Here is a 17,713-nt window from a genome sequence, read left to right as displayed (position 1 = left end):
CTTCGCTCCGAGGCGGGTGCGCCCGGTACGCTCACCGCCGTGCCACACGCTGATCAGTCCCAAACCACCCAGAAGGGCGCACCCGTGACATATCCGGGACCGCCCCGGCCGGTCCAGGTCTCCGCCACACCCCTCGCGGAGCTCGCCGATCAGCTGGGTGCCGAGCCGCCGCTGAAGGACGCGCAGGTCACGGGCATCACCCATGACTCGCGTGCGGTCCGCCCCGGCGACCTGTACGCCGCCCTGCCGGGCGCCCGCCTGCACGGCGCCGACTTCGTCACCCAGGCCGTCGGCCTCGGCGCGGTCTCGGTGCTGACCGACCCGACGGGCGCCGAGCGTGCCGCCGCGACCGGGCTCCCGGTCCTGGTCGTCGAGGACCCACGCGCGCGCATGGGCGAACTGGCCACCACGATCTACGGCCACCCCGGCGAGGACCTGCTCCAGATCGGGATCACCGGCACCTCCGGCAAGACCACCACGGCCCTATCTCGTCGAGGGTGGCCTGAAGGGGGTCAGGTCCACCGGCCTGATCGGCACCGTCGAGATGCGCATCGGCGACGAGCGCATCAAGTCCGAGCGGACCACGCCCGAAGCCACCGACCTCCAGGCCCTGTTCGCGGTCATGCGCGAGCGCGGTGTCGAGGCGGTCGCCATGGAGGTCTCCAGCCACGCGCTGGTCCTCGGCCGGGTCGACGGCTGCGTCTTCGACATCGGCGTCTTCACCAACCTCAGCCCGGAACACATGGAGTTCCACTCCGACATGGAGGACTACTTCCGGGCCAAGGCGCAGCTGTTCACGCCGAAACGCAGCCGTCTCGGCGTCGTCAACCTCGACGACGAGTACGGCCGCAGGCTCGTCAAGGAAGCCACGGTCCCGGTCGTCACCTACTCCGCCGAGGGCCACCCCGACGCCGACTGGCGTGCCGAGGACGTCGAAGTCGGCCCCATGGACTCGACGTTCACCGTGGTCGGCCCCAAGGGCGAGCGCATCGCCGCCAGGTCCCCGCTCGCGGGCCCCTTCAACGTGGCGAACACCCTCGCCGCGATCGTCGCCCTGGCCGCGGCCGGCCTCGACCCGCAGACCGCCGCCGACGGCGTCGCCGCCGTGCCGGGGGTGCCGGGCCGCCTGGAGCGGGTGGACGCCGGGCAGCCCTACCTCGCGGTCGTGGACTACGCCCACAAGACCGACGCCGTCGAGTCGGTGCTCAAGGCGCTCCGCAAGGTCACCGAGGGCAAGGTGCACGTCGTGCTCGGCTGCGGCGGCGACCGCGACCGGACCAAGCGCGGGCCGATGGGCGCGGCCGCGGCCCGCCTCGCCGACACCGCCGTACTGACCTCCGACAACCCCCGCTCCGAGGACCCCCTCGCGATCCTCGCAACCATGCTCGAGGGCGCGGCGTCCGTACCAGCACACGAACGCGGCGAGGTCCAGGTCTTCGAGGACCGGGCCGCCGCGATCGCCGCAGCCGTCGCCCGCGCGCAGCCCGGTGACACCGTGCTCGTCGCGGGCAAGGGCCACGAGCAGGGCCAGGACATCGCCGGGGTGGTCCGTCCCTTCGACGACCGCCAGGTACTTCGAGAAGCCATCCAGAAGACCCAGGGATGAACTTGTGATCGCCCTCTCTCTCGCCGAGATCGCCTCAGTCGTCGGCGGGCAGACGTACGACATACCGGATCCGTCGGCGCAGGTGCACGGCCCCGTCGTCATCGACTCCCGGCAGGTGAGGGACGGCAGTCTGTTCGCCGCCTTCGTGGGGGAGCGCGTCGACGGCCACGACTACGCCGACCAGGCCGTCCGGGCGGGCGCGGTGGCCGTGCTGGCCCAACGCCCCGTCGGCGTGCCCGCGATCGTCGTCGAGGACGTCCAGACGACCCTCGGCGCCCTCGCGCGTCATGTCGTACGACGGCTCGGCGCGACCCTCGTCGCCCTCACCGGCTCGGCAGGCAAGACCAGCACCAAGGACCTCATCGCGCAGGTGCTCCAGCGCAAGGCCCCTACGGTGTTCACGCCCGGCTCGCTCAACAACGAGATCGGTCTGCCGCTGACCGCGCTCACCGCCACCGAGGAGACCAGGTTCCTCGTCCTGGAGATGGGCGCCCGCGGCATCGGCCACATCGCCTACCTCACGGATCTGACGCCCCCGAGGATCGGCCTCGTCCTGAACGTCGGGTCCGCCCACATCGGCGAGTTCGGCGGCCGCGAGCAGATCGCGCAGGCCAAGGGCGAACTCGTGGAAGCGCTGCCCGAGGACGGCGCCGCGATCCTCAACGCCGACGATCCTCTCGTACGGGCCATGGCGTCCCGTACGAAGGCGAAGGTGCTCCTTTTCGGAGAGTCCGGCGAAGCGGACGTACGCGCCGAGAACGTGCGACTCATGGACAGCGGACAGCCCGCCTTCATGCTCCACACACCCTCCGGTGCAAGCGAAGTGACCATGCGCCTGTACGGTGAGCACCACGTGTCGAACGCGCTCGCCGCGGCCGCCGTCGCCCATGAGCTGGGCATGTCCGCAACCGAGATCGCCACCGCGCTCTCCGAGGCGGGCTCCCTCTCCCGCTGGCGTATGGAGGTCACCGAGCGCCCGGACGGCGTGACCATCGTCAACGACGCCTACAACGCGAACCCCGAGTCCATGAAGGCCGCCTTGCGTGCGCTGGCCGCCATGGGCAAGGGGCGGCGGACCTGGGCGGTGCTCGGCAAGATGGCCGAGCTCGGGGACGAGGCGCTCGCCGAGCACGACGCGGTCGGACGGCTCGCCGTCCGGCTCAATGTCGGCAAGCTCGTCGCGGTCGGGGGCAGGGAAGCGTCCTGGCTGCAACTGGGCGCATATAACGAGGGTTCGTGGGGTGAGGAGTCGGTGCACGTGTCCGACGCACAGGCGGCGGTCGACCTGCTGCGCAGTGAGTTGCGCCCGGGAGACGTCGTCCTCGTGAAGGCGTCCCGTTCGGTCGGCCTGGAGAGCGTCGCCGAGGCGCTGCTCGACGCCGAGGGTGAGGTTGCCGCCCGATGATGAAGCAGATCCTGTTCTCAGGAGTCATCGGCCTCTTTCTGACCCTGGTCGGCACCCCGCTGCTGATCAAGCTGCTCGCGCGCAAGGGTTACGGCCAGTACATCCGCGACGACGGCCCGCGCGAGCACGCCAGCAAGCGCGGTACGCCCACGATGGGTGGTATCGCCTTCATCCTGGCGACCGTCGTCGCCTACTTCCTGTCCAAGGTCATCACCGGCTACCCGCCCACCTACTCGGGCCTGCTGGTGCTCGGCCTGATGTGCGGCATGGGCCTGGTCGGCTTCCTCGACGACTACATCAAGATCGTCAAGAGGCGCTCGCTGGGTCTGCGGGCCAAGGCGAAGATGGCGGGCCAGCTCATCGTCGGCATCAGCTTCGCGGTGCTCGCGCTGATGTTCCCGGACGCCCGCGGCAACACCCCGGCCTCCACCAAGCTGTCGTTCATCACCGACTTCGGCTGGAAGATCGGCCCGATCCTGTTCGTGGTCTGGGCGCTGTTCATGATCCTCGCGATGTCGAACGGCGTGAACCTCACCGACGGCCTGGACGGCCTCGCCACCGGCGCCTCCGTCCTCGTCTTCGGCGCCTACACGTTCATCGGCGTCTGGCAGTTCCAGGAGTCCTGCGCCAACGCGGGCACCCTGACCAACCCCAACGCCTGCTACGAGGTGCGCGATCCGCTCGACCTCGCGGTGATCGCCTCCGCGCTGATGGGTGCCTGTCTCGGCTTCCTGTGGTGGAACACCTCGCCGGCCAAGATCTTCATGGGCGACACCGGTTCGCTCGCCCTCGGCGGTGTCCTCACCGGTCTCGCGATCCTGTCCCGCACCGAGCTGCTGGTCGCCATCATGGGCGGTCTGTTCGTCCTCATCACCATGTCGGTCGTCATCCAGGTCGGCTCCTTCCGGCTCACCGGGAAGCGCGTCTTCCGCATGGCACCGCTCCAGCACCACTTCGAACTCAAGGGCTGGTCCGAAGTCCTCGTGGTGGTCCGTTTCTGGATCATCCAGGGCATCTGTGTGATCGTCGGCCTGGGTCTCTTCTACGCGGGATGGGCAGCAGAGAAGTGATCGACCTGCAGGGTAAGCGCGTCACCGTCGCCGGGCTCGGCGTCTCCGGTATCCCGGCGGCCAAGGTGCTGCACGCGCGCGGGGCACACGTCACGGTCGTCAACGACGGCGACGACGCACGCGCGCGTGAGCAGGCCGCCGAGTTGGAGGCGCTCGGCGTCACCGTCCGGCTCGGCGACGGCGCGACCCTGCCCGAGGGCACCGAACTCGTCGTCACCGCGCCCGGCTGGAAACCCGACAAGCCGCTCTTCACGGCGGCCCGTGCGGCCGGCGTCGAGATCTGGGGCGACGTCGAACTCGCCTGGCGCCTCAGGGGTCCCGACGCGGCCCCCTGGCTCGCGATCACCGGCACCAACGGCAAGACCACCACCACCCAGATGCTGGCGTCGATCCTGAAGGCCGCGGGGCTGCGCACGGCCGCCGTCGGCAACATCGGCGTCTCCGTGCTGGACGCGGTGCTCGGCGACGAGCAGTACGACGTCCTCGCCGTGGAGTTGTCGAGCTATCAGCTGCACTGGGCGCCCTCGGTGCGCGCCCACTCCGCCGCCGTCCTCAATCTCGCCCCCGACCACCTCGACTGGCACGGCTCCATGGAGGCGTACGCCGCCGACAAGGGCCGCGTCTACGAGGGCAATCGGGTCGCCTGCGTCTACAACGTCGCCGACAAGGCCACCGAGGACCTGGTGCGCGAGGCGGACGTCGAGGAGGGCTGCCGGGCCATCGGCTTCACCCTCGGCACCCCGGGGCCCTCCCAACTCGGCGTCGTCGAGGGCATCCTGGTCGACCGGGCCTTCGTGGAGGACCGGCACAAGAACGCCCAGGAGCTCGCCGAGGTCTCCGACGTCAACCCGCCGGCCCCGCACAACGTCGCCAACGCCCTTGCCGCGGCGGCCCTCGCACGCGCCTTCGGGGTGCCCGCCAGGGCCGTACGGGACGGGCTGCGGGACTTCACCCCGGACGCGCACCGCATCGCCCACGTGGCCGACGTCGGCGGGGTCGCCTACGTCGACGACTCCAAGGCCACCAACACCCACGCCGCGGAAGCCTCGTTGGCCGCCTACGAGTCGATCGTGTGGATCGCGGGCGGGCTCGCCAAGGGCGCCACCTTCGACGAGCTGGTCGCGAAGTCGGCGAAGCGGCTCCGCGGTGTCGTGCTCATCGGCCAGGACCGCGCCCTGATCCGTGAAGCCCTCGCGCGACACGCCCCGGAAGTACCCGTGGTGGACCTCGACCGGACCGACACTGGGGCGATGCTCGCGGCTGTCCAGGAGGCCTCCCGCCTCGCCGTCGCAGGTGACACGGTGCTGCTGGCCCCGGCCTGTGCCTCGATGGACATGTTCGCCAACTACAACAAGCGCGGTGACGCGTTCGCGGAGGCGGTTCGCGAACTCGGCTCCTGACCGACGTAGCGGAGGCCTTGATGCCCAGTAGCCGTACCGGCAGGCCGCCCGTGCAGCGGGCGTCCCGGCGTCCCGCCGTCCCCCGGCCCTCGCCCGAGAACGCCGTACAACGGCTCTACACGCGCGCGCGGAAGGCCTGGGACCGGCCGCTGACCGCCTACTACCTGATCCTCGGCGGCAGCCTGCTGATCACCGTGCTCGGTCTGGTGATGGTGTACTCCGCCTCCCAGATCACGGCCCTGCAGATGTCGCTGCCGGGATCCTTCTTCTTCCGCAAGCAGTTCCTGGCCGCCGTCATCGGGACCGTCCTGCTGCTGGTCGCCTCCAGGATGCCGGTCAAGCTGCACCGGGCGCTCGCCTACCCGATCCTGGCGGGCGCGGTCTTCCTGATGGCCCTGGTGCAGGTGCCGGGGATAGGGATGTCGGTCAACGGCAACCAGAACTGGATCTCGCTCGGCGGCTCCTTCCAGATCCAGCCCAGCGAGTTCGGCAAGCTCGCGCTCGTGCTGTGGGCGGCCGACCTGCTCGCCCGCAAGCAGGACAAGAAGCTGCTGACCCAGTGGAAGCACATGCTGGTGCCGCTCGTGCCGGTCGCCTTCCTGCTGCTCGGGCTGATCATGCTCGGCGGCGACATGGGCACGGCGATCATCCTGACGGCCATCCTGTTCGGCCTGCTGTGGCTTGCGGGGGCCCCGACCCGGCTGTTCGTCGGGGTGCTGTCGATCGCCGGGCTGATCGGGACGATCCTCATCAAGACCAGCCCCAACCGCATGGCCCGGCTCGCCTGCATCGGCGCCACCGAGCCCAAGGCCGGGGCCGCCGACTGCTGGCAGGCCGTGCACGGCATCTACGCCCTCGCCTCCGGCGGTATCTTCGGCTCCGGGCTCGGTGCGAGTGTGGAGAAATGGGGCCAACTCCCCGAAGCCCACACCGACTTCATCTTCGCCGTCACCGGTGAGGAACTGGGCCTCGCGGGGACGCTGTCGGTACTCGCTCTCTTCGCGGCTCTAGGCTATGCGGGTATCCGCGTGGCCGGACGCACGGAGGACCCCTTCGTGAGGTATGCCGCGGGAGGCGTGACCACCTGGATCACCGCTCAGGCGGTGATCAACATCGGTGCGGTGCTCGGTCTGCTGCCGATCGCCGGTGTCCCGCTCCCGCTGTTCTCCTACGGAGGGTCCGCCCTGCTGCCGACCATGTTCGCCATCGGGCTGCTGATCGCGTTCGCGCGTGACGATCCCGCTGCGCGGATGGCGCTTTCGATGCGGCAACCCCGCTTTGGTAGAAAGCGGGCGGGAGGCGCCGTGCCGGCACGGGGGCCTCGGAGATGGAACACGATGCGACGGCGCGCCCCATCGGCGCGTTCGTCCGGAGAGCGGTGAATTTCGGTGCATGTCGTACTCGCCGGTGGGGGGACCGCCGGCCACATCGAGCCCGCGCTCGCCCTCGCGGACGCCCTGCGCAGGCAGGACCCGACCGTGGGGATCACGGCCCTGGGCACGGAACGGGGCCTGGAGACCAAGCTCGTCCCGCAGCGCGGCTACGAGCTCGCGCTCATCCCGGCCGTGCCGCTGCCCCGTAAGCCCACCCCCGAGCTGATCACCGTCCCGGGCCGGCTGCGCGGCACGATCAAGGCCACCGAGCAGATCCTGGAGCGCACCAAGGCCGACGCCGTCGTCGGCTTCGGCGGCTATGTGGCGCTGCCCGGCTACCTGGCCGCCAAGCGGCTCGGCGTGCCGATCGTGATCCACGAGGCCAACGCCCGCCCCGGCCTCGCCAACAAGATCGGCTCCCGGTACGCCGCCCAGGTCGCCGTCGCCACGCCCGACAGCAAGCTGCGCAACTCCCGGTACATCGGCATCCCGCTGCGCCACACCATCGCCACCCTGGACCGGGCCGCCGCCCGACCCGAGGCCCGCGCGATGTTCGGCCTCGACCCCAACCTGCCCACGCTGCTGGTCTCCGGCGGCTCGCAGGGCGCCCGGCGCCTGAACGAGGTCGTCCAGCAGGTCGCGCCCTGGCTCCAGCAGGCCGGGATCCAGATCCTGCACGCGGTCGGCCCGAAGAACGAACTGCCGCACGTACAGCAGATGCCGGGAATGCCCCCCTACATCCCGGTAAGTTACCTGGACCGGATGGACCTCGCGTACGCCGCGGCCGACATGATGCTCTGCCGCGCGGGCGCGATGACCGTCGCCGAACTCTCCGCCGTCGGGCTCCCGGCCGCCTACGTCCCGCTGCCCATCGGCAACGGCGAACAGCGGCTGAACGCCCAGCCGGTGGTCAAGGCCGGCGGCGGACTGCTGGTCGACGACGCGGAACTGACGCCCGACTGGGTTCGGGCGAACGTCCTGCCCGTGCTCGCCGACCCGCACCGGCTGTACGAGATGTCCCGTGCCGCCGCCGAGTTCGGCCGCCGGGACGCCGACGACCTGCTCGTCGGCATGGTGTACGAGGCGATCGCCTCGCACCGACGCCAGTAGCCAGGAAGAGGGAGTGCGCGTGGCCGGATCGACGACCGCCGAGCGCGGTGAACGCCAGCAGGAGTCGTCCGGCCCGCCTCCCGCCCGGCGGTTGAGGGTGCGTCGGCTTCGTATGATCATCATCCTCGCCGTGGCGCTCGCACTTCTGTCCGCGGGCGCCGTCTGGCTGTTGTACGGCTCCCAGTGGCTGCGCGTCGAACGCGTGTCGGTCTCGGGAACCCTGGTGCTGACGCCGGAACAGGTCCGCGAGGCCGCCGACGTCCCGGTCGGTGCACCGCTGATTTCCGTTGAAACCGATGCGATCGAGGCACGACTGCGCCGGAAATTGCCCCGAATTGACTCAGTTGATGTCGGTCGATCCTGGCCTCATGGAATCGACCTGAAAGTGACCGAACGTACTCCGGTTCTACTTGTCCAAAAGGGCGGAAACTTTGTCGAAGTGGACGATGAAGGTGTCCGATTCGCCACGGTTTCCGAGGCCCCGAAAGGCGTCCCCGCACTGGAATTGGCGCTCTCCCGGCCGGACTCCCGCGCCGCGAGCCTGCGCCGCTTCGGCGAGGGGCGGCTCGTGCGCGAAGCGGTGCAGGTGGCGGGTGACATTCCGGTCGACGTCGCGCGCGCGACCCGTTCCGTCAAGGTGCGTTCGTACGACGACATCTCGCTGGAGTTGCGGGGCGGCCGGACCGTCGTCTGGGGGAGCAGCGAGAAGGGTGCCGCGAAGGCCCGGACGCTCACCGCTCTCATGAAAGCCGCCCCCGACGCGCGGTACTTCGACGTCAGCGTTCCCACCGCGCCTGCGTCAGCGGGGAGTTGACGCACATCAGCGCAGGCCAGCACCCTGGTTGGGCACCGCTACGGCTGATCACATAGGGTGAAAAGAAAAACGGGAGGTTCGGCGTGTTCGTTGAACGTGCGCCACTTGTCGACTTAGTGTCCTGTTCAGAAGACTCCAGGGAACAGACACACTGGTAACCCTAAACTTCAGCGTTAGGGTTCGGGTCGGCGCTACGGACCGTCCCATTCGGCATCAGTCGACGGATCGCGAGGCAGCAGTGCTTCGTCGGTCCGGCGACACGTAACTCGAGGCGAGAGGCCTTCGACGTGGCAGCACCGCAGAACTACCTCGCAGTCATCAAAGTCATCGGTGTCGGCGGCGGTGGTGTCAATGCCATCAACCGGATGATCGAGGTCGGTCTCAAGGGCGTCGAGTTCATCGCCATCAACACCGACGCGCAGGCGCTGTTGATGAGCGACGCCGACGTCAAGCTCGACGTCGGCCGCGAACTCACCCGCGGACTCGGCGCCGGCGCCAACCCGGCCGTCGGCCGCAAGGCCGCCGAGGACCACCGCGAGGAGATCGAGGAGGTCCTCAAGGGGGCCGACATGGTCTTCGTGACGGCCGGTGAAGGCGGCGGCACCGGCACCGGCGGCGCGCCCGTCGTGGCCAACATCGCCCGCTCGCTGGGCGCCCTCACCATCGGCGTGGTCACCCGCCCGTTCACCTTCGAGGGCCGCCGCCGCGCCAACCAGGCCGAGGACGGCATCGCGGAACTCCGCGAAGAGGTCGACACCCTCATCGTCATCCCCAACGACCGGCTGCTGTCCATCTCGGACCGCCAGGTCTCGGTGCTCGACGCCTTCAAGTCGGCCGACCAGGTCCTGCTCTCCGGTGTCCAGGGCATCACCGACCTCATCACCACGCCCGGTCTGATCAACCTCGACTTCGCCGACGTCAAGTCGGTCATGTCCGAGGCCGGTTCGGCCCTCATGGGCATCGGCTCGGCCCGCGGCGACGACCGCGCGGTGGCCGCGGCCGAGATGGCGATCTCCTCGCCGCTCCTGGAGGCGTCCATCGACGGCGCCCGGGGCGTGCTGCTCTCCATCTCCGGCGGCTCCGACCTCGGCCTGTTCGAGATCAACGAAGCCGCCCAGCTGGTCAGCGAGGCCGCCCACCCCGAGGCCAACATCATCTTCGGCGCGGTCATCGACGACGCCCTCGGCGACGAGGTGCGCGTCACCGTGATCGCGGCCGGCTTCGACGGGGGCCAGCCGCCCGCCCGCCGCGAGACGGTCATGGGTTCCTCCTCGGCCCCGGCCCGCCGCGAGGAGCCCACGCCGGTACGGCCGACCGAGAGCCGTCCGTCCTTCGGCTCGCTCGGCAGCGTCACGCCGAAGGAGGACCCGGAGCCCGCGCCCGAGCCGGCCGCCGACCTCCCGGTCGCCCCGCCGGTCCCGCCGTCGCGGAGCTACTCCGACAGCGCGGCCGAGGAGCTGGACGTGCCGGACTTCCTGAAGTGATAGGACAGCGCGAGAGCGTGAGCGGCGCGCACTTCGCCTTCACCGACCGGTGGGGCGGGGTGAGCGCCGCTCCGTATGAGGAGCTCAACCTCGGCGGCGCGGTCGGCGACGACCCCCAGGCCGTGGGGACCAACCGCGAACTGGCCGCCAAGTCGCTTGGACTCGACCCGGCCCGGGTGGTCTGGATGAACCAGGTGCACGGCGCGGACGTCGTGGTGGTAACCGAGCCCTGGGGCGACAAGCCGGTGCCCCGGGTCGACGCCGTCGTCACCGCCGAGCGCGGTCTCGCCCTCGCCGTCCTCACCGCCGACTGCACCCCGGTGCTGCTCGCCGACCCGGTCGCCGGGATCGTCGCGGCGGCCCACGCCGGCCGGCCCGGCATGGTGGCCGGAGTTGTCCCGGCCGCGCTACGCGCGATGACCGGACTCGGCGCCGATCCCGCCCGGATCGTCGCCCGCACCGGACCCGCCGTGTGCGGCCGGTGCTACGAAGTGCCCGAGGAGATGCGCGCCGAGGTCGCCGCCGTCGAACCCGCGGCGCACGCCGAAACGAGTTGGGGCACTCCAGCGGTCGACGTGACCGCCGGAGTGCACGCCCAGCTCGACCGGCTCGGGGTGCGCGACCGGCGGCAGTCGCCGGTGTGCACGCGGGAGTCGGTCGACCACTTCTCGTACCGCCGCGATCGCTCCACGGGGCGACTCGCGGGATATGTCTGGCTGGACTGATGGGGCATGACGGACCGTAAGGACGAACTCGCCGCAAATCTGGCGAAGGTGGAGGAGCGCATCGCCGCCGCGTGTGCGGCCGCCGGGCGTGGGCGGGAAGAGGTGACCCTCATCGTGGTCACCAAGACCTACCCCGCGAGCGATGTGCGGGTCCTCTCCGAGCTCGGTGTGCGCCATGTCGCCGAGAACAAGGACCAGGACGCGGCGCCCAAAGCCGCCGAATGCGCGGATCTGCCCCTCACTTGGCACTTCGTTGGCCAATTGCAGACCAACAAAGTGCGATCTGTGGTCGGTTACGCGGATCTCGTGCAGTCCGTCGATCGTTCGAAGTTGGTGACGGCTCTCTCCAAGGAGGCCGTGAAGGCCGGGCGTGAGGTGGGCTGCCTGATCCAGGTCGCTCTCGACGCCGGTTCGAGCGAGCGAGGGGAGCGGGGTGGCGTGGCACCGGGCGGTATCGAGGAGTTGGCCGGTCTCGTGGCCCGGGCGCCGGGGCTGCGGCTCGACGGGTTGATGACCGTCGCACCGCTCACCGGGGAGTACGCGGGGCGCGAACAGGCGGCGTTCGAGCGGTTGATGGATTTGTCGACCGACCTGCGCCGAGCCCATCCGGCTGCGAACATGGTCTCGGCAGGGATGAGTGCGGACCTCGAACAGGCCGTGGCGGCGGGGGCGACACATGTACGCGTCGGCACCGCGGTACTCGGAGTCCGCCCCAGGCTCCGGTAACGTCGCCAGGAAGTCGGACCACAGCAGAAAATATGGTCATTACCGCCGAAAGGCGGTCGTAACGACCTCGTGGATCGCGGGCACTTGGCAGTCGTCAGCCGATCCACCACAGAGCGGAGGACTCAGAGAATGGCCGGCGCGATGCGCAAGATGGCGGTCTACCTCGGCCTCGTGGAGGACGATGGGTACGACGGCCGCGGTTTCGACCCCGACGACGACTTCGAACCGGAACTCGACCCGGAGCCCGAGCGGGACCGCCGACGGCATGAGCCGTCTCACCAGTCACATCAGGCACTTCAGCCTGAAAGGGACGAATCGGTCAGAGTTGTGCAGTCCTCTGCACCGCGCGACCCGGTGCCCCGATCCTCTTCGCTCGCCGCGGAATCGGTGCGTCCCGCGCGCATCGCGCCCGTGGCGTCCATCACACAAGAGCGCGCAAGCCTGGAGAAGAACGCACCGGTGATCATGCCCAAGGTCGTGTCGGAACGAGAGCCTTACCGGATCACCACACTTCACCCCCGGACCTACAACGAGGCCCGTACCATCGGGGAACACTTCCGTGAGGGCACCCCGGTGATCATGAATCTGACTGAGATGGATGACACAGACGCCAAGCGACTTGTCGACTTTGCGGCCGGTTTGGTGTTTGGTCTTCACGGCAGCATCGAGCGGGTGACGCAGAAGGTGTTCCTGTTGTCGCCTGCTAACGTCGATGTCACGGCGGAGGACAAGGCCCGCATCGCAGAGGGCGGGTTCTTCAACCAGAGCTGAGAAGCACAACCGGAACGAAGTACGGAACAGGGGAGAGGGAAAGACAGACCATGAGCGTGTTCGCGCAGGTGATCTACATCGCGCTGATGGTGTTCCTCATCGTGCTCATTTTCCGGTTGGTCATGGACTACGTCTTCCAGTTCGCCCGCTCGTGGCAACCCGGCAAGGCGATGGTGGTCGTTCTGGAGGCCACCTACACTGTCACCGATCCACCGTTGAAGCTTCTGCGGCGGTTCATCCCGCCGCTGCGTCTCGGGGGCGTGGCGCTCGACCTGTCCTTCTTCGTGCTGATGATCATCGTTTACATCCTCATCTCCATCATGGGAAACCTGGCGAGGTGACTGTGGACGATACGGTCTTGCCGACTGCCGATGACTACGTTGAGGTGAAGAGATGCCGTTGACCCCCGAGGACGTGCGGAACAAGCAGTTCACGACCGTCCGCCTCCGAGAAGGCTATGACGAGGACGAGGTCGATGCCTTCCTCGACGAGGTCGAAGCCGAACTGACGCGCCTGCTGCGCGAGAACGAGGACCTGCGCGCCAAGCTGGCCGCGGCGACGCGTGCTGCTGCCCAGAACCAGCAGAACATGCGCAAGCCCCCGGAGCAGGACCAGCAGCAGGGTGGCATGCCCGGACAGGGAATGCCGCAGCAGGGTATGCGTGGGCCCGGTCCCGGCGGTCCCGTGCCGGCCGGCATATCCGGTCCGCCGCAGCAGATGGGTGGCCCCATGGGTGGCCCGCCCCAGCTGCCGAGCGGTGCGCCGCAGCTGCCTGCCGGTCCCAGTGGCGGCCAGGGCGGCCCGCAGGGTCCCGGTCCGATGGGCCAGGGGCCCATGGGTCAGGGCCCGATGGGTCAGGGCACCATGGGTGGTCAGCCGCCCATGCAGCAGCAGATGGGTGGCCCGATGGGCGGCCCCATGGGCGGTCCGATGGGCGGCCCCGGTCAGGGCCCCGGTGGCGACAGCGCCGCCCGTGTCCTCTCGCTGGCCCAGCAGACCGCCGACCAGGCGATCGCGGAGGCCCGTTCCGAGGCCAACAAGATCGTCGGCGAGGCGCGTTCGCGTGCCGAGGGCCTCGAGCGTGATGCCCGTGCCAAGGCCGACGCCCTGGAGCGGGACGCGCAGGAGAAGCACCGCGTCGCGATGGGCTCGCTGGAGTCCGCCCGCGCCACGCTGGAGCGCAAGGTCGAGGACCTGCGCGGCTTCGAGCGCGAGTACCGCACGCGTCTGAAGTCGTACCTCGAGTCGCAGCTGCGTCAGCTGGAGACCCAGGCCGACGACTCGCTGGCTCCGCCGCGCACCCCGGCGACCGGGTCGCTGCCGCCGTCCCCGGCGCCTTCCATGGCCCCGGCCGGTGCGAGCGCCCCGTCGTACGGCGGCAACCCGGGCGGCATGGGCGGCGGTCCTTCGCCGGCCGCTCCGTCCTACGGTGGCCAGCAGCAGATGTCGCCCGCGATGACCCAGCCGATGGCGCCGGTGCGGCCGCAGGGTCCCGGTCCGATGGGCCAGGCTCCCTCGCCCATGCGTGGCTTCCTCATCGACGAGGACGACAACTGACGGCCTCCAGTACGCCTTAGGCGTCGGCAGCGTTCAGGGTGAGACCCCGGATTTCGATCCGGGGTCTCACCCTTTTACGCGGGTTGATCACGGTGTCACGCGGCACGGAGAAGGCCCGGTCCCCACGCGGGACCGGGCCTTCTCCTTCGGTGCTACGCGGGCTACGCCTTGCGCAGGCGGAACGTCAGCGACAGGCCCTCGTCCGTGAACGGGGTGCCGTACGTCTCGTCCGCCTCTCCCTGGGCGAAGTCCGTCGCCAGGACCTCGTCGGCGATCAGGGCGCTGTGCTCGGTGAGGGCCGCGATCACGGCCGGGTCCGTGGCCGTCCAGCGCAGCGCGATCCGGTCGGCCACGTCGAGGCCGCTGTTCTTGCGGGCCTCCTGGATCAGCCGGATCGCGTCACGGGCGAGGCCCGCCTGGCGCAGCTCCTCGGTGATCTCCAGGTCCAGGGCGACCGTGGCACCGGAGTCGGACGCCACCGACCAGCCCTCGCGCGGGGTCTCCGTGATGATCACCTCGTCCGGGGCGAGCGTGACCGTCTCGCCGTCGACCTCGACCGACGCCGTGCCTTCGCGCAGGGCGAGGGAGAGCGCGGCCGCGTCGGCGTTGGCGACGGCCTTGGCCACGTCCTGGACGCGCTTGCCGAACCGCTTGCCCAGGGCGCGGAAGTTGGCCTTCGCGGTGGTGTCGACCAGGCTGCCGCCGACCTCGCTGAGGGAGGCGAGCGCGCTCACGTTGAGCTCTTCCGTGATCTGCGCGTGCAGTTCACGGTCCAGGGCGTCGAAGCCGGTGGCGGCGATGAGCGCCCGGGACAGCGGCTGGCGGGTCTTCACGCCCGACTCCGCGCGCGTGGCCCGACCCAGCTCGACGAGCCGGCGCACCAGGACCATCTGCTTCGACAGCTCCGGGTCGATGGCGGACAGGTCCGCCTCCGGCCAGGAGGCCAGGTGCACCGACTCCGGGGCGCCCGGGGTGACCGGCACGACCAGGTCCTGCCAGACCCGCTCGGTGATGAAGGGGGTCAGCGGGGCCATCAGCTTGGTGACCGTCTCGACGACCTCGTGCAGGGTGCGCAGCGCGGCCTTGTCGCCCTGCCAGAAACGGCGCCGGGAGCGGCGTACGTACCAGTTGGACAGGTCGTCGACGAACGCCGACAGGAGCTTTCCGGCGCGCTGGGTGTCGTACGCCTCCAGGGACTGGGTCACCTGGTCGGTCAGCGCGTGCAGTTCGGACAGCAGCCAGCGGTCCAGGACCGGGCGGTCGGCCGGGGCCGGGTCCGCCGCGCTGGGCGCCCAGTTCGACGTACGGGCGTACAGGGCCTGGAAGGCGACCGTGTTCCAGTAGGTGAGGAGGGTCTTCCTCACCACCTCCTGGATGGTGCCGTGGCCCACGCGGCGGGCCGCCCAGGGGGAGCCGCCGGCCGCCATGAACCAGCGCACCGCGTCGGCCCCGTGCCGGTCCATCAGCGGGATCGGCTCCAGGGTGTTGCCCAGGTGCTTGGACATCTTGCGGCCGTCCTCGGCGAGGATGTGGCCGAGGCAGACGACGTTCTCGTACGAGGACTTGTCGAAGACCAGGGTGCCGACGGCCATCAGCGTGTAGAACCAGCCACGGGTCTGGTCGATGGCCTCGGAGATGAACTGCGCCGGGTAGCGGGACTCGAAGAGCTCCTTGTTCTTGTACGGGTAGCCCCACTGCGCGAACGGCATCGAACCCGAGTCGTACCAGGCGTCGATGACCTCCGGCACGCGCGTGGCCGTCTTTCCGCAGCTGTCCTGGGGGCAGGCGAAGGTGACCGCGTCGATGTACGGGCGGTGCGGGTCCAGGCCGGAGTGGTCCGTGCCGGTGAGCTCGGTGAGCTCCGCGCGGGACCCGACGACCGTGAGGTGGTCGTCCTCGCAGCGCCAGATCGGCAGCGGGGTGCCCCAGTAGCGGTTGCGGGACAGCGCCCAGTCGATGTTGTTCTGGAGCCAGTCGCCGAAGCGGCCGTGCTTGACGGTCTCCGGGAACCAGTTGGTGTTCTCGTTCTCCTGGAGGAGGCGGTCCTTGGCGGCGGTGGTGCGGATGTACCAGGACGGCTGCGCGTAGTAGAGGAGCGCGGTGTGGCAGCGCCAGCAGTGCGGGTAGCTGTGCTCGTACGGGATGTGCCGGAAGAGGAGGCCGCGCTGCTGGAGGTCCTCGGTGAGCTTTTCGTCCGCCTTCTTGAAGAAGACGCCGCCGACGAGGGGGACGTCCTCCTCGAAGGTGCCGTCCGGGCGGACCGGGTTCACCACGGGCAGGCCGTAGGCGCGGCAGACCTTGAGGTCGTCCTCACCGAAGGCGGGGGACTGGTGGACCAGACCGGTACCGTCCTCGGTCGTCACGTACTCGGCGTTGACCACGTAGTGGGCCGGCTCCGGGAACTCCACGAGCTCGAACGGACGTTGATAGGTCCAGCGCTCCATTTCGGCGCCGGTGAAGGACTGGCCGGTGGTCTCCCAGCCCTCGCCGAGCGCCTTGGCGAGCAGCGGCTCGGCGACGACGAGCCTCTCCTCGCCGTCGGTGGCGACGACGTAGGTGACCTCCGGGTGCGCGGCGACCGCCGTGTTGGACACCAGGGTCCAGGGGGTGGTCGTCCACACCAGGAGCGCTGCCTCGCCGGCGAGCGGACCGGAGGTGAGCGGGAAACGGACGTACACGGACGGGTCCACGACCGTCTCGTAGCCCTGCGCCAGCTCGTGGTCGGACAGGCCGGTGCCGCAGCGCGGGCACCAGGGGGCGACACGGTGGTCCTGGACCAGCAGGCCCTTGTCGAAGATCGTCTTCAGCGACCACCAGACCGACTCGATGTACTCCGGGTCCATCGTGCGGTAGGGGTCCTGGAGGTCGGTCCAGTAGCCCATGCGGGTCGTGAGCGCCTCGAAGGCGTCGGTGTGGCGGGTCACGGACTCGCGGCACTTGGCGCTTGAACTCGGCGATGCCGTACGCCTCGATGTCCTTCTTGCCGCTGAAGCCGAGCTCCTTCTCGACCGCCAGCTCCACCGGGAGGCCGTGGCAGTCCCAGCCGGCCTTGCGGGCCACGTGGTAGCCGCGCATGGTGCGGAAGCGGGGGAAGACGTCCTTGAAGACGCGGGCCTCGATGTGGTGGGCGCCCGGCATGCCGTTGGCGGTGGGCGGGCCCTCGTAGAACACCCATTCGGGGCGGCCCTCGGACTGCTCCAGGGTCTTGGCGAAGATCTTCTGCTCGCGCCAGAAGTCGAGCACCGCGTGCTCGAGCGCGGGCAGGTCGACCTGGGCGGGCACCTGGCGGTACTGCGTCATCAGTCTTCCTCCGGCGGATGTGCTGCCTTCCGTCCGGAGGGACGAGAGCCGTGTCTTTCCGTACGCCGGTTTCGGCGCGCTCCCGCGGTACCACCCTCCTTGGCCCGCCGACGCCTGGTGTGCGTCGGTGAGCCCCCTCATTGGGGTCGCGATGCCGGGTCTACGCCCCCTGCTGGGGGTTCTTCCGGCGGCTCCGGGGTGATCTTCACGTCGCGCTCGCCCCCGGGCTTCCACCGTCCCCGGGTCGCTCTGGGCTGCGTACGCCGCTACTCGTCCCCATCCACGCTTTTCGCTCCGCCCAGTGTACGGCGCCCCGGGGACAGCGGCCGACCGGTTTTCCCGGGCCGGCCGGGCAGCTCGCCGCAGGGTGCC

Annotated in this window: 12 protein-coding genes and 2 pseudogenes; 13 read left to right on the top strand and 1 reads right to left on the bottom strand. The window is 69.8% G+C overall.

Features of this window, described 5'->3' with window-relative positions:
- The first annotated feature begins 84 nt into the window (after nt 1-84).
- The 13 genes and pseudogenes from M2163_RS16530 to M2163_RS16470 all read left to right on the top strand — a co-directional run bounded on the left by M2163_RS16530 (nt 85) and on the right by M2163_RS16470 (nt 14,041).
- Nucleotides 85-1,606: pseudogene (locus M2163_RS16530) on the top strand (UDP-N-acetylmuramoyl-L-alanyl-D-glutamate--2,6-diaminopimelate ligase).
- 4 nt (nt 1,607-1,610) lie between these two features.
- Nucleotides 1,611-3,011 (top strand): UDP-N-acetylmuramoyl-tripeptide--D-alanyl-D-alanine ligase, encoded by a 1,401-nt coding sequence (gene murF, locus M2163_RS16525; protein WP_280894319.1) that lies wholly within the window; start codon nt 1,611-1,613, stop codon nt 3,009-3,011.
- A complete protein-coding gene (gene mraY / locus M2163_RS16520) occupies nt 3,008-4,081 on the top strand; it encodes a phospho-N-acetylmuramoyl-pentapeptide-transferase (RefSeq protein WP_280894318.1) in 1,074 nt (357 codons plus the stop codon). The genes murF and mraY overlap by 4 nt, the downstream gene beginning before the upstream one ends.
- Nucleotides 4,063-5,481, top strand: coding sequence for a UDP-N-acetylmuramoyl-L-alanine--D-glutamate ligase (murD, locus tag M2163_RS16515; protein WP_280894317.1), 1,419 nt, complete (start codon nt 4,063-4,065; stop codon nt 5,479-5,481). The genes mraY and murD overlap by 19 nt, the downstream gene beginning before the upstream one ends.
- Nucleotides 5,482-5,501: 20 nt before the next feature.
- Nucleotides 5,502-6,863, top strand: coding sequence for a putative lipid II flippase FtsW (gene ftsW / locus M2163_RS16510; protein WP_280894316.1), 1,362 nt, complete (start codon nt 5,502-5,504; stop codon nt 6,861-6,863).
- A gap of 6 nt (nt 6,864-6,869) precedes the next feature.
- Nucleotides 6,870-7,964, top strand: coding sequence for an undecaprenyldiphospho-muramoylpentapeptide beta-N-acetylglucosaminyltransferase (gene murG, locus M2163_RS16505; RefSeq protein ID WP_053847329.1), 1,095 nt, complete (start codon nt 6,870-6,872; stop codon nt 7,962-7,964).
- A gap of 19 nt (nt 7,965-7,983) precedes the next feature.
- A complete protein-coding gene (locus M2163_RS16500; RefSeq protein ID WP_280894315.1) occupies nt 7,984-8,778 on the top strand; it encodes an FtsQ-type POTRA domain-containing protein in 795 nt (264 codons plus the stop codon).
- 287 nt (nt 8,779-9,065) lie between these two features.
- On the top strand, nt 9,066-10,262 hold the full coding sequence (gene ftsZ / locus M2163_RS16495) for a cell division protein FtsZ (protein WP_280852022.1): 1,197 nt from the start codon (nt 9,066-9,068) through the stop codon (nt 10,260-10,262).
- On the top strand, nt 10,259-10,987 hold the full coding sequence (gene pgeF, locus M2163_RS16490; protein WP_280894314.1) for a peptidoglycan editing factor PgeF: 729 nt from the start codon (nt 10,259-10,261) through the stop codon (nt 10,985-10,987). The genes ftsZ and pgeF overlap by 4 nt, the downstream gene beginning before the upstream one ends.
- Before the next feature lie 6 nt (nt 10,988-10,993).
- Nucleotides 10,994-11,713: a YggS family pyridoxal phosphate-dependent enzyme gene (locus M2163_RS16485; protein ID WP_280852024.1), complete on the top strand. Its 720-nt coding sequence runs from the start codon at nt 10,994-10,996 to the stop codon at nt 11,711-11,713.
- 129 nt (nt 11,714-11,842) lie between these two features.
- Nucleotides 11,843-12,484, top strand: a complete 642-nt coding sequence (sepF, locus tag M2163_RS16480) for a cell division protein SepF (RefSeq protein ID WP_280852025.1) — start codon at nt 11,843-11,845, stop codon at nt 12,482-12,484.
- Nucleotides 12,485-12,534: 50 nt separating this feature from the next.
- On the top strand, nt 12,535-12,825 hold the full coding sequence (locus M2163_RS16475; protein ID WP_053847334.1) for a YggT family protein: 291 nt from the start codon (nt 12,535-12,537) through the stop codon (nt 12,823-12,825).
- Nucleotides 12,826-12,877: 52 nt separating this feature from the next.
- Nucleotides 12,878-14,041 (top strand): DivIVA domain-containing protein, encoded by a 1,164-nt coding sequence (locus M2163_RS16470; RefSeq protein WP_280894313.1) that lies wholly within the window; start codon nt 12,878-12,880, stop codon nt 14,039-14,041.
- Nucleotides 14,042-14,202: 161 nt separating this feature from the next.
- On the opposite strand, the pseudogene ileS reads toward M2163_RS16470, so the two are convergent.
- A pseudogene (gene ileS / locus M2163_RS16465) lies at nt 14,203-17,341 on the bottom strand (isoleucine--tRNA ligase).
- Nucleotides 17,342-17,713 lie beyond the last annotated feature (372 nt).

This window comes from Streptomyces sp. SAI-135 (assembly GCF_029893805.1).
In the GTDB taxonomy this organism is placed as follows: domain Bacteria; phylum Actinomycetota; class Actinomycetes; order Streptomycetales; family Streptomycetaceae; genus Streptomyces.
This window is presented reverse-complemented; position numbering and strand designations above follow the sequence as displayed.

Coding starts and splice junctions, on each gene's coding strand:
- M2163_RS16475 (WP_053847334.1), top strand. CDS start 12,535: ATGAGCGTGTTCGCGCAGGTGATCTACATCGCGCTGATGGTGTTCCTC.
- mraY (WP_280894318.1), top strand. CDS start 3,008: ATGATGAAGCAGATCCTGTTCTCAGGAGTCATCGGCCTCTTTCTGACC.
- sepF (WP_280852025.1), top strand. CDS start 11,843: ATGGCCGGCGCGATGCGCAAGATGGCGGTCTACCTCGGCCTCGTGGAG.
- murD (WP_280894317.1), top strand. CDS start 4,063: ATGGGCAGCAGAGAAGTGATCGACCTGCAGGGTAAGCGCGTCACCGTC.
- M2163_RS16485 (WP_280852024.1), top strand. CDS start 10,994: ATGACGGACCGTAAGGACGAACTCGCCGCAAATCTGGCGAAGGTGGAG.
- M2163_RS16470 (WP_280894313.1), top strand. CDS start 12,878: ATGCCGTTGACCCCCGAGGACGTGCGGAACAAGCAGTTCACGACCGTC.
- ftsW (WP_280894316.1), top strand. CDS start 5,502: ATGCCCAGTAGCCGTACCGGCAGGCCGCCCGTGCAGCGGGCGTCCCGG.